At 38.8% G+C, this 13,065-nt stretch carries 14 protein-coding genes and 2 riboswitches; of the genes, 2 read left to right on the top strand and 12 right to left on the bottom strand.

The annotated features are described in order from the left end of the window. Positions 1-61 precede the first annotated feature (61 nt). Together nrdF and thiT are read left to right on the top strand one after the other, a co-directional pair. A complete protein-coding gene (nrdF, locus tag ACN0NP_RS07960) occupies positions 62-1,024 on the top strand; it encodes a class 1b ribonucleoside-diphosphate reductase subunit beta (RefSeq protein ID WP_423217122.1) in 963 nt (320 codons plus the stop codon). A gap of 68 nt (positions 1,025-1,092) precedes the next feature. Further along, a riboswitch (TPP riboswitch) is annotated at positions 1,093-1,191 on the top strand. 76 nt (positions 1,192-1,267) lie between these two features. Beyond that, the gene (gene thiT / locus ACN0NP_RS07955; protein WP_074479802.1) at positions 1,268-1,834 is read left to right on the top strand and encodes an energy-coupled thiamine transporter ThiT; all 567 of its coding nucleotides are present in this window, start codon (positions 1,268-1,270) and stop codon (positions 1,832-1,834) included. 63 nt (positions 1,835-1,897) lie between these two features. Here the strand turns inward: thiT and ribE are convergent, their stop codons facing one another. The 12 genes from ribE to ACN0NP_RS07895 form a co-directional block, all read right to left on the bottom strand. Then, a complete protein-coding gene (gene ribE / locus ACN0NP_RS07950; protein WP_423217121.1) occupies positions 1,898-2,359 on the bottom strand; it encodes a 6,7-dimethyl-8-ribityllumazine synthase in 462 nt (153 codons plus the stop codon). 12 nt (positions 2,360-2,371) lie between these two features. Beyond that, positions 2,372-3,550: a GTP cyclohydrolase II gene (gene ribA / locus ACN0NP_RS07945; protein WP_423217120.1), complete on the bottom strand. Its 1,179-nt coding sequence runs from the start codon at positions 3,548-3,550 to the stop codon at positions 2,372-2,374. Next, the gene (locus ACN0NP_RS07940) at positions 3,551-4,153 is read right to left on the bottom strand and encodes a riboflavin synthase (protein ID WP_423217119.1); all 603 of its coding nucleotides are present in this window, start codon (positions 4,151-4,153) and stop codon (positions 3,551-3,553) included. Further along, on the bottom strand, positions 4,153-5,208 hold the full coding sequence (gene ribD / locus ACN0NP_RS07935) for a bifunctional diaminohydroxyphosphoribosylaminopyrimidine deaminase/5-amino-6-(5-phosphoribosylamino)uracil reductase RibD (RefSeq protein ID WP_423217118.1): 1,056 nt from the start codon (positions 5,206-5,208) through the stop codon (positions 4,153-4,155). The genes ACN0NP_RS07940 and ribD overlap by 1 nt, the downstream gene beginning before the upstream one ends. A gap of 214 nt (positions 5,209-5,422) precedes the next feature. Further along, positions 5,423-5,640: riboswitch (FMN riboswitch) on the bottom strand. 52 nt (positions 5,641-5,692) lie between these two features. Continuing rightward, a complete protein-coding gene (locus tag ACN0NP_RS07930; protein WP_423217117.1) occupies positions 5,693-6,463 on the bottom strand; it encodes a DUF3169 family protein in 771 nt (256 codons plus the stop codon). Continuing rightward, the gene (locus ACN0NP_RS07925; protein ID WP_423217116.1) at positions 6,463-6,828 is read right to left on the bottom strand and encodes a helix-turn-helix transcriptional regulator; all 366 of its coding nucleotides are present in this window, start codon (positions 6,826-6,828) and stop codon (positions 6,463-6,465) included. The genes ACN0NP_RS07930 and ACN0NP_RS07925 overlap by 1 nt, the downstream gene beginning before the upstream one ends. A 124-nt stretch (positions 6,829-6,952) precedes the next feature. Beyond that, positions 6,953-7,510 carry an NAD(P)H-dependent oxidoreductase gene (locus ACN0NP_RS07920; protein ID WP_423217115.1) on the bottom strand — a complete coding sequence of 186 codons (558 nt, stop codon included), beginning with the start codon at positions 7,508-7,510 and terminating at the stop codon, positions 6,953-6,955. Between the two features lie 94 nt (positions 7,511-7,604). Further along, positions 7,605-8,735: an acetylornithine transaminase gene (locus tag ACN0NP_RS07915; RefSeq protein WP_423217114.1), complete on the bottom strand. Its 1,131-nt coding sequence runs from the start codon at positions 8,733-8,735 to the stop codon at positions 7,605-7,607. 16 nt (positions 8,736-8,751) lie between these two features. Next, a complete protein-coding gene (gene argB / locus ACN0NP_RS07910; protein WP_074566218.1) occupies positions 8,752-9,486 on the bottom strand; it encodes an acetylglutamate kinase in 735 nt (244 codons plus the stop codon). A gap of 12 nt (positions 9,487-9,498) precedes the next feature. Then, positions 9,499-10,692, bottom strand: a complete 1,194-nt coding sequence (gene argJ / locus ACN0NP_RS07905; protein ID WP_287180731.1) for a bifunctional ornithine acetyltransferase/N-acetylglutamate synthase — start codon at positions 10,690-10,692, stop codon at positions 9,499-9,501. A gap of 50 nt (positions 10,693-10,742) precedes the next feature. Next, positions 10,743-11,765, bottom strand: a complete 1,023-nt coding sequence (argC, locus tag ACN0NP_RS07900) for an N-acetyl-gamma-glutamyl-phosphate reductase (RefSeq protein WP_423217113.1) — start codon at positions 11,763-11,765, stop codon at positions 10,743-10,745. 119 nt (positions 11,766-11,884) lie between these two features. Next, positions 11,885-13,057, bottom strand: coding sequence for a pyridoxal phosphate-dependent aminotransferase (locus ACN0NP_RS07895; protein ID WP_423217112.1), 1,173 nt, complete (start codon positions 13,055-13,057; stop codon positions 11,885-11,887). Positions 13,058-13,065 lie beyond the last annotated feature (8 nt).

The raw sequence follows: 13,065 nt of genomic DNA, 5'->3' as shown, positions 1-13,065 counted from the left end.
AGACGTTAAACACTATGTTATTCATTTATTAACTTTACTCAAATCCATTAGGAGAAAATAGATGTCACAAATATATTATAAAGCCATCAATTGGAACGAGATTGAGGATGTCATCGATAAGTCAACTTGGGAAAAGTTGACTGAACAATTTTGGCTTGATACTCGTATTCCACTGTCGAACGACCTCGATGACTGGCGCAAACTCTCTGACCAGGAAAAAGACCTGGTTGGCAAAGTCTTCGGCGGTTTGACGCTGCTTGATACCATGCAATCAGAATCCGGCGTTGAAGCTATTCGCGCTGACGTCCGTACACCGCATGAGGAAGCTGTTCTTAACAATATTCAATTCATGGAATCTGTCCACGCCAAATCTTATTCTTCAATTTTTTCAACGCTTAACACCAAATCAGAAATTGAAGCCATTTTCGAATGGACAAACAAGAATGAATTTTTACAGAAAAAAGCAAAAATCATCAACGATATTTATGAAAACGGCGATGCCCTGCAAAAGAAAGTTGCCTCAACTTTTCTAGAAACCTTTCTCTTCTATTCAGGCTTTTTTACCCCGCTTTATTACCTTGGCAATAACAAACTAGCTAACGTCGCTGAAATCATTAAACTGATTATCCGCGATGAGTCTGTCCACGGAACTTACATTGGTTATAAATTCCAGCTAGGCTTTAATGAATTACCAGAAGACAAGCAAGATGAGCTGCGTGATTGGATGTACGATTTACTTTACCAGCTTTATGAAAATGAAGAAAATTATACCAAATCACTTTACGATGAAGTTGGCTGGACTGAAGAAGTCATGACCTTCTTACGCTACAATGCCAACAAAGCTCTTATGAATTTGGGACAAGACCCTCTTTTCCCAGACACCGCTAATGATGTTAATCCAATTGTCATGAATGGTATTTCAACTGGAACTTCCAACCACGACTTCTTTAGTCAGGTCGGGAATGGTTATCTTCTTGGTTCGGTTGAAGCCATGAAAGACGGTGACTACAATTACGGGCTTTAATTTTCTTGAAAGCGATTAAAAAGTTCTTGACAAGTCATTTTTAAAAGTGCTAGACTATAGGTAATTAAAATTTCACAAAGGAGTGCTTCTGGCTGAGATCGCATGACGCGAAATCCTGATAACCTGATCTCGTTAGTACGAGCGTAGGGATTGTGACATGACTTTTTTAAAACGATGATTTGAAATCGCCTTGTACAATTATCAGATAAAAAGAAAGCTCCTTTGTATTAGAAGGAGCTTTTTATGTCGTCGAAAAATTCTCAACTGTCTGCTTTGATTGAGACTGCCCTTGTTGCTGCACTAGCCATGGCTTTATCTTATATTCCAGATTTTGCTAGCTGGTTCACACCTTCGTTTGGAGCTATCCCCCTAGTACTCTTTGCACTTCGCCGTGGTCCAAAATATGGTACTTTAGCCGGACTTATCTGGGGATTACTTCATTTCATTTTAGGTAAAGTTTGGTATTTGGCTTTATCGCAAGTTATCATCGAATACATCATCGCTTTTGTCTCAATGGGGTTAGCAGGATTTTTGTCAGTTCCGTTTCAAAATGCTCTTTCAAAAGACAATAAAGGACGCGCTTTATTTTACGCAACAGGTGGTGCTCTATTAGCTGTCTTTGTCCGCTATTTTTGGCACTTTGTAGCTGGTTTTATCTTCTGGGGAAGCTACGCTCCAAAAGGTATGTCACCTTACTTATATTCGTTTACGGTCAATGGCACAGCTGGTCTTCTAACTTTGGTTTTCGTCATTTTAGCACTAGCCATTATCATTCCGACACAAGGAAAAATGTTTTTAGTTAAGAGATAATCTCTTCTTTTTGTTTAATACTAAAAAGCTAGGACAACTTCCTAGCTTTTTCTCGTTTTCAACTTAAAGTTGTCTTGCTAAGTCAATCATTTCAAGCACACCTTGCGCACATTCGCTGCCTTTATTTCCAGCTTTTGAGCCTGAACGTTCGATAGCTTGCTCAATATCTTCAGTCGTAATCACGCCAAACATAACTGGAATGTCACTAGTAAGATTAATCTGACCAACACCCTTAGCCACTTCGTTACAGACAAGGTCGTAGTGGCTGGTTGACCCACGGATGACACTACCAAGTGTGATGACACCGTCATATTTTCCACTCGCCACAATTTTTTTCGTCATAAATGGAATTTCAAAAGCACCTGGAACCCAGTAAACATCAATGTCTTCTTCAGACACTTCATTACGAATCAAGCCGTCCATTGCTCCACCCAATAATTTTGAGGTGATAAATTCGTTAAAACGTGCGACGACGATAGCAATTTTGACATTTTTTCCAATAAATTTTCCTTCAAATGTTGTCATGATAGTCACTCCTTAAATAATGTGTAATAAATGATGAAATTTTTCTTGTTTGGTTTGTAGGTAAGCTCGATTTTCTTGGTGAGCCGGCACCTGTAAAGGCAAGCGTTCAACAATCTCAATGCCAGCAGCCGTAAGTTGTTCCAGCTTATCAGGATTATTTGTCAAAAGCCTGATTTGTTGGATTTTCAAAAATGATAAAATATCTGCAGCAATCTGATAATCACGCTCATCAGGTGCAAAACCCAACTCAACATTGGCATCATAAGTATCAAAACCATTTTCTTGCAGCTGATAAGCTTTGAGCTTGTTCTTTAGTCCGATGCCACGTCCTTCTTGGCGAAGATACAAAATTGCTCCACGACCAATTTCATTGATTTTCTTCATGGCAGCGTGCAGCTGTTCCCCACAATCACAACGATATGACCCAAAAATATCCCCTGTCAAACATTCTGAATGCAGACGAAGCAAAAGCGGTTCAGCAGATGTCAACTCACCTTTTGACAACAAGATGTGCTCACGATGAAACTCATCTTCAAATAAACGAAGGTCAAAATCACCATAACTCGATGGCAATTTCACCTTGGGACTATCTTGAAAACTGACGTAACGTGCGATATCACCAACTTCAATCATGGTCAAATCCCATTTTTGAGCAAATTCCCTGAGATCACTTTTTCGTGCCATTGTGCCGTCATTTTTTAAAATCTCACAAATATAAGTTGCTTCTCGACTCCCCGCCAAGCGTGCCAATTCAAGACTTGCTTCTGTATGTCCACGACGTTTAAGAACGCCACCACTTCGTCCAACCAAAGGAAACATATGACCTGGACAATGAAAATCACTTGCTTTACTACTTTGTGAGGCTAATTCTTGAATGGTTTTAGCACGGTCAAATGCTGAAATACCTGTTGAAGTCGTCTTGTGGTCTACACTAATAGTAAATGCTGTGCCATGTGCATCTGTATTTTCTTCTGACATAGGAACAAGTTCCAAACGTTCTGCGATTTTCTCAGACACTGGCGCACAAATCAAACCACGCGCGTATTTAGTCATGAAATTCACATTTTCAGGACTCGCTAACTCCGCAAGACCAACCAAATCTCCTTCTGCCTCACGGTCATCATCGTCGACAACTACGATTAATTTTCCTGCTTTCAAATCAGAAATTGCCTTTTCAACATCCTTAAACATCTAGTCTCCTTTCATCATTCTTAGCTGTTTTTGCATGTATTTTGCTAAAATATCCGTCTCAATATTGACTTTGTCACCTGTTTTGAGCCTTGCCAGGTTAGTCTCTTTTGCCGTATGTGGAATCAACGACACGCTAAATTGCCCCTTCTCAGCGGATACCACCGTCAGACTAACACCGTTGACCGCGATTGAGCCTTGCCCAACAATCTGCCCTTCAAGTTCTTTTGGAAAAGCAAAGCTAAGTACAAGTGCATTTTCATCACTTTCTTTTTTGACAAGCCTTGCCACACTATCCACGTGCCCAGTCACAAGATGCCCTTCAAAGCGAGCATGGGCTAACATAGCTAACTCAAGATTCACCAAATCACCGACACGACTCTCTGAAAAAATCGTTCGCCTAAAGGTTTCTGGCATGACATCCACTGTAAATGCATCCCCTGCTTTAGCCACGCAAGTCAAGCAGATACCATTGATTGCCATACTATCGCCAATTTTATAATCAGCTAACAACTTTCGTGAAGCCTTGCAAGTTAATTTGATATTGTGCTGGTGTTTGACAATCCGGCTAATACGACCTTGTTCTTGAATTAATCCGGTAAACATCACACCCTCCTTCTAGCCGAAAGCCTAATATTATTTCCGATTTTCTGGCAAGCAAAATCGTCTAATTCTAAGGCTTGACTAACCAGACGAAAACTCGACATGGCTGCTTTGCTATTACCACCAATAAGCTTAGGAGTCACATAAGAAATGATTTCATCCCAAAGCCCACTCTCCAGAAAAGCATCATGAACACCAGCTCCGCCCTCAACATAAACAGACTGCAACTTCTTCTCATAAAGCACCTGCAAAATATTAGCAATCGAAAACTCTGGCAAATCAATTACTGTGACATGCTTTGGTAAATCCGAAACCTTCCGACCACTAAAAATATAAACTGGAGCCGAATTATCTTTAAAAATCTGTAAATCTAACTGGTCAAAAACACGCCCCTTTTCATCCAAAATCACACGCACTGGCGGACAAAAGCTTGTCCCACTACCCAGCAAACGTGGATTGTCAATCAAGACCGTATCAGCACCAACCAATATCGCATGAAAATCATCACGTTCATCGTGAACAAAACGATTTGTCTCGTCATCAGTCAAAGCCGTTCGTTTGCCAAGCACAGCAATCTTTCCATCCAGACTAACTGCTTGTTTCAAAACAACATAAGGACGCTTGCGCTCATAGTAAACATTGTAGTGCTTGTTGAGTGCGCGTGCCTCTTCTTCCAAAACATGAGTGACTACTTCTATTCCTTGCTCTTTTAAGAAAGCCACACCTTTTCCTGCTACTAAAGGATTGGGGTCAAGCTGGCCAACAACTACCTTTTTGATACCTGCCTCAACAATCGCTTGGGTACAGGGTGGCTGTTTTCCCCTATGATGACAAGGTTCCAAGGTCACATAAAGAGTTGAATTAAATAGTTCTTCCGGAGTTTGACAATGTAAAATCGCGTTCTTTTCAGCATGCTCATGACCATACTGCAGGTGTGCACCACGAGCAATTACATGATTACCTTTGACAATCACCGCACCAACTAAAGGATTGGTGTAAGTTTGCCTAAAGCCACGCTTAGCTTCTTCTATCGCTTGCAACATATAGTTTTTATCCATATCTTCCTCCTTTCAAATAAAAAAATCCCGACAAAAATTATCCGACTAGCTTGCACTAATCAGTCATTTTCATCGGGTACCACTGTAGTTATCTGAATTTTCTGACACATAAAATATACCAAAAACAAAAATCCCCGTAGCATTACACTACGAGGCGATTAAAGACAACTAAAAAAGTAATTCAAAAAGCAAGAGTATGCTTTTTGACACTCTATCAATTCTTCTCCCATCCAGACTCTACTGTCGGCTCTGGAATCACACCAGATCAGCTTACGCTCACGGACTTAGCTCTCTCATTTTTCAAATAAAGTTGATTAGTAATTGCTTCTCCTCACAGACATAGCGAAATATCAGCGAGAAATAAAAGCAAGTAACAATCAACGAGACAACAACACCGTCGGTCGGGAATTTCACCCTGCCCCGAAGAAAACTATTCAATTCTTCTTAAGATTATCACGAATTGAAAAAGCTGTCAATTTTTTTATTATTTTCTGAAATATTTATTCACAAAATGAATGTTAGCAAGGTTGATATAGATATGAAGTGCCACTACGACTATAATTCCTGACACAACATTCAATGATGTGAAGAAAGCTAATAAATACAAAATAACGTAAATAGCTGGAATGATGCGATAATTGAGATTGAAAACAATCAAGAAAGATTGTTCATAATTAGCTTGCAACTCACCTTCATCGTAAGAATATAAAAATTCTTTTACTTCAGCAATGGTTGGGAATGTCGAAATCTTATAGCGACGAATTTTTTGATTCAGTTTAAAAATAATAATTTGAAGAACTACCATCAAAATAAATAAGGCAATATCAACAATTTGAATTTTCCAAAACATATGCCCTTCACTTACAATAGCATCGTGAAATTTAAGCAAACATCCAAGCAATAGAAAAAGAACCAAAGCAGAAGAAATATTATAAAAAATATTCGCAAATTCTAAGTTCTTAAACGTTTTACGATAAGTATCATAACTTACCTCTTCATCAAGATTATCATCCAACTGTTCCTTGCGATTATAATAATGATTTGCTTGGTATATGAACCACAAGTTAAGCAGAACAGAAATTATTGCAAGTCCACGAACTAAAAAGACTAGACTATCAAAATTAAATTTTAAAATCTTGCCATCAAATCCTAAACCTAAGACACCAGTTACTCCTCCGACAAGAGCACTAACAATAACAATTCCTAGATAAAATAAAACACGTTGTTTTGTTGTTAATTGTTTTGTCTTATTCATTATTCTTCTCCCTCTTCATCAAGACTAAAAACATTTTCGACAGGTTCATTAAATATGTGTGCGATGCGCAGCGCAATAATCACCGATGGCGTATACTCATTACGTTCCAAAAGACTAATCGTTTGTCTAGAAACTTTCGCCAATTTGGCTAACTGTGTCTGATTCAAACCATCACGCGCACGTAATTCTTTCAGACGATTTTTTAATACCAAATTTTCCTCCATTCTAGTAATTGATAAAAGATGTTTCTTTTTCAAAAAACGTCTTCTTAATAATTCATCTCTCCTAGGATTGGGAGTTTCTGATGTAAGATAAGCACCAAAGATAGCAAGAAAAATAAAAATCCAATCATCTTTAGAAGACATCTAATCTCCTCCCTTCGATGAATTGATTATAGCACTACCTTCTAAAAATGACAATTATATTTGTCAAAAAGAACATAATTTTTGTCAAAAAAAGACCCGGTTAATAAAACCGAGTCTTTATTTCCTACAATCTTTCAATCATTTCAACCAATTTCTTGGCATGGGTTTGTGATTTTGCAATCATTTCTTGGGCTTTTTCAGCGTCGTTTCGAAGTGAATAAGAAACGCCGTGTGTCACAACATGGCCTGCAAAATTCAGCTGAGTCAATTTTGCTGTCAAACGAATCGGTGCCAAAAGCTCGTCAATCGTTGTGCCTGTTTCTGCGCTATAAGCTGCTTCTCCTGCGCCAGTCGTCAAAGAAGCAATCAAAACTTTATTTTTCAAGGCATTACCATTTGAACCGTGTGAAAAACCATGCACAAAAACTTTTTCAATCCATTTATTCATCAAAGATGGTGTCATGTACCAGTAAAGTGGATACTGAAAAACAATAACATCAGCTCGACGTAATTTTTCCTGCTCAGCTGCCACATTAATCTGATAATCAGGATATAAATTACTCAAAATATCCAATTCAACTTCTGGATAAAGCTTTTTAATTTCCTTTAAAATCGTTTTATTTGCAAGTGAATCATTTTTCAAATCAGGATGCCCTGAAACAACAAGAACTTTTTTAGCCAATTTTGTCACTCCTCCTATTTTTAGAAAATTCTATACAATTAAAGGCAATTTGTCAACTTGAAAAAGAACCTCTCGCTAGAGAAGTCCTTTTATCTTAGGCAAAAACGTCTTTCAAAATAGCAACGCCTTGATCGATTTGCTCTTTTGTCAAAGTCAATGGTGGCAAGAGACGAATAACATTTGTTCCTGCAGTTAAAACAACAAGACCTTTGGCACGCGCCTTCTCAACCAAGTCAACAAGATTTTCAGTTGTTTCAATACCAATCATGTAACCAAGCCCACGAACTTCAGTTACTTTTGGATTACCAGCTAAAGCTTTTTTCAACTCTGTTTGCAAATAATTACCATTGTCAAGAGCTTGGGGCAAGAAACCGTCAGTAAGCATAATATCTAGTACGCTTGAGGCTGCTGACATGACAAGTTTATTGCCACCAAAGGTTGACCCATGACTGCCGTAAGAAAAAGCTGAACCAAGTTTTTCTTTTGCAATCATTGCACCAACTGGTACGCCATTTCCAAGACCTTTTGCTAAAGTAAAAATGTCTGGCTCAATGCCATAATGTTCAAATGAAAAGAGTTTCCCAGTACGTCCCATACCTGTTTGGACTTCATCGACAATAAGCAAAATCCCTGTATTTTGACAAAATTCGCTCAAGGCTGTTACAAAAGTTTTATCTGCTGGGCGAACTCCTGACTCCCCTTGAACCAATTCTAACATGACCGCTGCAGTATCCGCAGTCACCAAGGCTTTAACACTATCCAAATCATTATATGTCGCATAGCTAAAATGTGGGACAACATCACCAAAACCAGCTTTAATTTTGTCCTGACCAGTCGCAGACATTGACCCAAAGGTACGACCGTGAAAAGAATTCACAAAAGTGATAATTTCTTGCTTGCCAGTCGCCTTACGAGCAATCTTAATCGCAGCTTCATTAGCTTCCGCACCGCTATTTGCAAAGAAAGCAAGATAATCTTTATCCCCGATTAATTTACCTGCTACTTCTTCTTGCAAGGAATTGTGGTACAAATTTGGCATGTGCCAAATCTCCTCAGCCTGCTTAAGCAAAGCTGCTTTGACTTGTGGGTGAAAACCAAGATTAGTTACACCAATACCAGATGAAAAATCAAGGTATTTTTTGCCGTCCTGGTCAAAAAGATAATTACCTTCCGCTTTAACAAATTCGATAGCTGCACGTTTATAATTTTGAAATAGTTTTGTCATTCGTCGCTCCTTTACGTTAGCAGATGATTGAAGTTCCTGTTACAAGATTGTCGCCAATCAATACTTCACCCACACCTGCTAAAACAGTGTTCACTGCTGATTCGATTTTTGGAATCATGCCGCCAGTGATAATTCCTTGATCAATTTTCTCTTGAAATTCTGTCGATGTTAAGCTATCAAGCACAGCTCCATTTTCCAAAACGCCTTTAACATCAGTCATTAGGACTAACTTTTCAGCCTCTAAAGCGACAGCGACCGCTGTTGCCAAATAATCTGCGTTGATGTTTAAAAGCTCACCATCTTTAGAATAGCCGAGCGATGCAAGAACTGGCAACATGTTATTATCAAGCATTTGCTCCAAAACTGGTGTTTGAATTTGCGCCACATCACCAACGTAACCGTAAGTTCCTTTATCAAGGAAATCTGCTTTGACCACCCTTTTTAAACCTGACAAAAGCTGGATACTATCGACTGACGACTGATTCAACTTTTTAGTCAGATTGTGACCGACCATGTTTAAAAGAGCGTAGCTGACTAATCGCATGTCAGATTTATTTGTCACACGAAGACCATTGATTTTTTTAACAGGAACATGATTGTCTTCCATTAGTTTATTAATAGCAAAGCCTCCGCCGTGCACAATCACAAGTTTTTTTCCAGATTCTTTCCAAATTTTGACTTGATTAATAAACTGTTGTGTGAGGTTTTGACTAGCAACGCCTCCGATTTTAATCACAATTGTATCTTTCATTATCTTATCCCTTTACGTACGATAAAGAGCATTGATTTTGACATAATCATATGACAAATCGCAGCCCCATGCTTTTCCTTGCGCTTCCCCCGCGTGCAAATCAACTGTAATGGTAATCTCATCTTCATGCATGACGTCTTGCATTTCTTCTGTTTCAAAATCAACTGGACTTGATTTCAACATCACTGGAACATCTCCAAGGAAAATATCAATATTATCAACTGGTACATCGACACCTGCATAGCCTACAGCTGCTAAAATGCGTCCCCAATTAGGGTCTTCACCAAAAATCGCTGTCTTAACAAGACTTGACCCGACAACACTTTTTGCCATCATACGCGCATCAAGTGCATTTGGAGCATTTTTGACATTGACTTCAATAAGTTTGCTTGCACCTTCACCGTCTTTTGCAATCATTTTAGCTAATTCTTGCATGACATAGTTAAGCATGCTTGAGAATTTATCAAATTCAGGTGTATTTGGCAAAATTTCTTCATTCAAAGTGCAACCATTTGACATGACAAGAACCATATCATTCGTTGAAGTATCACCATCAACCGTGATTTGATTGAAAGTCGTTTCAACGTTCTGACTTAACGCAAGTTGCAAGGTTTCACTTGAAATATTAGCATCACAAGTGATAAAAGCTAGCATTGTCGCCATATTTGGGTGAATCATGCCTGACCCCTTTGCAACACCCGCCATGGTTACCTCGTCACGACCAAATTTTTCTGTCACTGCAACAGTTTTAACCATGGTATCAGTTGTCAAAATTGCTTTTGAAAAATCATCTGAATTGCCATTAACCACAAGTTTAGAAAGACCTGTTTTTAAAGTATCCATTGGTAATAAATCACCAATGACACCAGTTGAGGCAACGCCGACCAAATCAGGTTCGACGCCAAGCTTTTCAGCTGTCCACTTTTGCATAGTGTAGGCATCTTCCATCCCTTGCACACCTGTACAAGAATTGGCAACACCAGAATTGACAACGATAGCTTTCATTTTTTGTGCTTTTTTGACTGACTGACGCGTCACAATCAATGGCGCTGCAATAACTTTATTTGTCGTATAAACTCCCGCTACGCTAGCTGGAACTTCTGAGACAATCCAACCAAAATCAAGTTTTCTTTTCTTAAATCCTGCATGCAAGCCATCAGCTGAAAAACCAAGCGGACTGGCAACATTTCCTTTAATTACTTTCATATCTCATACCTGAAACACTTAAATCTTTTAAGTGCTATTCCCTTTCTAAATTACAAATAATTTGGTGAAATCAATAATCCTTCTGTCTCATCCCAGCCGTTCATCAGATTGAGATTTTGGATGGCTTGACCAGCAGCACCTTTAATCAAATTATCAATAACCGAGACAATCGTTAAAACATTTGTCACCTTGTTGTATAGAAAACCGATATCTGTAAAATTTGACCCAATCACATTGTGCAACTCTGGCAAATCATCCTGCACACGAACAAACGGTGTGTCCTTGTAAGAATCTTCATAAATGGCAAAGAGATTTGCTGCTGTTAGGGGCTTTTTCAATTTCACATAAACCGTTGACATGATGCCACGATTAACTGGCAAAAGTGATGTTGAAAATTGAATATGATGAACCTGGTCATTGAAAAGTTTCAACTCTTGTACAATTTCTGGAATATGCTGGTGACGATTCAATTTGTAAGTCACGTAATTATCATGCACGTTAACGAAATGACTTGATTCAGAAAGAGCTTTACCAGCACCTGTCAAACCACTTTTAGCATCAACAATGATAGAATCTTCTTCAACAACATCAGCTTTTAGTAAAGGAATCAAAGCTAACTCTGTCGCTGTCGCATAGCAACCTGGGTTAGAAATGAATTTTTTGTCCTTAACATCCGTAAATTCAGCCAAAGAATATGTAAATTTATTCAAAATCTTATCACTAGCTGGTGTTTTTTTATACCATTTTTCATAAAGATAGGCTGGTAAGCGATGGTCACCTGATAAGTCAATCACAGGAAAATCAGCTTCAACAAATGGCTCTGCTAATTTGCTAGCTACACCACTTGGTGTCGCAAAGAAGACCAAGTCTGATTTTGCCATGATTTTCTCTGCGTCAAACTCTTCGATGACCAAGTCACACACACCAACTAAGTAAGGGTATAACTCTGACAATCGTCGACCGATTTCCTTAGTAGCGTGAATCGAAGCAATCGTAACTTTTTTATGATTATTCAATAATTTAACTAATTCTAGCCCGCTGTATCCAGTGATACCAACAATCGACACTCTCATAATATACACCTCTTGAATAAATATGTATTCAATTTTATAGTATATTTATTCATAAGTCAAGCATTTTTTGCATAAATTATTAAAAAAGTACGAATTTTCATTCGTACTTTCGGTATTTTTTAAAACACCCCTAATTTTCCTATTCTCTCGACCGCCTCAATCAAACGCTCTGGTTCGACCAAGAGTCCAATTCTGACGTAACTGCCACCTTGTTCCCCAAATCCTTTTCCCGGTGCGACTGCGACGTGAGCTTCATTTAAGAGTAAATCAGCGAAGCTTTCACTGTTATAACCTTCTGGCACCGGCATCCAAGCATAAAACGAACCTTTTGACTCAAAGGCGTGCCAACCGATTTTAGCAGCAGCTTTGACAAAAGCGTGGCGTCGCTCGTCATATTTGTGATTTAGCTCTGCGATTGCCGCTTTAGCGCGCTCATCTAAAAGAGCTACTGCGCCAGCGTCTTGGATAGCTGGGAAAATGCTGACAAAAAGGTGGTCTTGTAATAAGTTAAGCGCCTCAATCAACTCCGCATTTCCCGCCGCAAAAGCCAAACGCCAACCTGCCATGTTAAAAGTTTTAGAAAATGTATAGAGTTCAATGCCAACTTCTTTTGCACCTGGCGTTGATAGAAAACTTGGATTTTTAAAACCATCCGCTCCCAAGGCACCATAGGCAAAGTCACTGACCACACCAACGTCAAATTTTTTCGCCCAAGCAACTAATTCTTCATAAAATGCTGCCGTTGCCACTGCTCCGGTAGGATTGTTAGGGTAATTGATATAGATAAATTTTGCGCGCTTCGCCACATCTTCAGGAATCGCTGACAAATCAGGCAAAAAATCATTTTCTGCTTTTAAAGGAAAAGTTTCAAACTCAATTTTTCCAAGAGAAACGCTTGATAAATAATCTGGATAACCAGGGTCAGGCAGCAAAAGCAAATCACCAGGATTCATGGTGGCTACTGGAAATTCTACCAGACCAATCTTTGCACCACCAAGGACACAAATCTCTTTCTCGCTATCAAGGTCTACTTGATAATTGTCCTTATAAAATTGACTTGCTGCCTCTTTAAAATTAGCATTTCCACGAAATTGCGAGTATTTATGCGAAGCAGGATTTTTAGCAGATTCAATCAAGGCATCAACGATATAATCGTAGGTCGGCTGATCAGGATTTCCCTGCCCAAGATTTATCACATCATAACCTTGTGTCACTTTAGCATTGACCTTAGCAACAAGATTTGCAAAAAATTGTTTTGGTAATGTTTGTAAAATATCTGATTGTGAAAACATCCTAACTC

It is taken from the genome of Streptococcus equinus (genome assembly GCF_049393805.1).
GTDB classification, from domain to species: Bacteria; Bacillota; Bacilli; order Lactobacillales; family Streptococcaceae; genus Streptococcus; species Streptococcus equinus.
The sequence above is the reverse complement of the archived record's forward strand: the minus strand, read 5'-3'. Positions and strand labels throughout refer to the sequence as shown.

What these genes read in the sequence shown, in the direction of transcription:
- nrdF (WP_423217122.1), top strand. Translation starts at nt 62, where the DNA reads ATGTCACAAATATATTATAAAGCCATCAATTGGAACGAGATTGAGGAT.
- thiT (WP_074479802.1), top strand. Translation starts at nt 1,268, where the DNA reads ATGTCGTCGAAAAATTCTCAACTGTCTGCTTTGATTGAGACTGCCCTT.
- ribE (WP_423217121.1), bottom strand. Translation starts at nt 2,359, where the DNA reads ATGACAACATTTGAAGGAAAATTTATTGGAAAAAATGTCAAAATTGCT.
- ribA (WP_423217120.1), bottom strand. Translation starts at nt 3,550, where the DNA reads ATGTTTAAGGATGTTGAAAAGGCAATTTCTGATTTGAAAGCAGGAAAA.
- ACN0NP_RS07940 (WP_423217119.1), bottom strand. Translation starts at nt 4,153, where the DNA reads ATGTTTACCGGATTAATTCAAGAACAAGGTCGTATTAGCCGGATTGTC.
- ribD (WP_423217118.1), bottom strand. Translation starts at nt 5,208, where the DNA reads ATGGATAAAAACTATATGTTGCAAGCGATAGAAGAAGCTAAGCGTGGC.
- ACN0NP_RS07930 (WP_423217117.1), bottom strand. Translation starts at nt 6,463, where the DNA reads ATGAATAAGACAAAACAATTAACAACAAAACAACGTGTTTTATTTTAT.
- ACN0NP_RS07925 (WP_423217116.1), bottom strand. Translation starts at nt 6,828, where the DNA reads ATGTCTTCTAAAGATGATTGGATTTTTATTTTTCTTGCTATCTTTGGT.
- ACN0NP_RS07915 (WP_423217114.1), bottom strand. Translation starts at nt 8,735, where the DNA reads ATGACAAAACTATTTCAAAATTATAAACGTGCAGCTATCGAATTTGTT.
- argB (WP_074566218.1), bottom strand. Translation starts at nt 9,486, where the DNA reads ATGAAAGATACAATTGTGATTAAAATCGGAGGCGTTGCTAGTCAAAAC.
- argJ (WP_287180731.1), bottom strand. Translation starts at nt 10,692, where the DNA reads ATGAAAGTAATTAAAGGAAATGTTGCCAGTCCGCTTGGTTTTTCAGCT.
- argC (WP_423217113.1), bottom strand. Translation starts at nt 11,765, where the DNA reads ATGAGAGTGTCGATTGTTGGTATCACTGGATACAGCGGGCTAGAATTA.
- ACN0NP_RS07895 (WP_423217112.1), bottom strand. Translation starts at nt 13,057, where the DNA reads ATGTTTTCACAATCAGATATTTTACAAACATTACCAAAACAATTTTTT.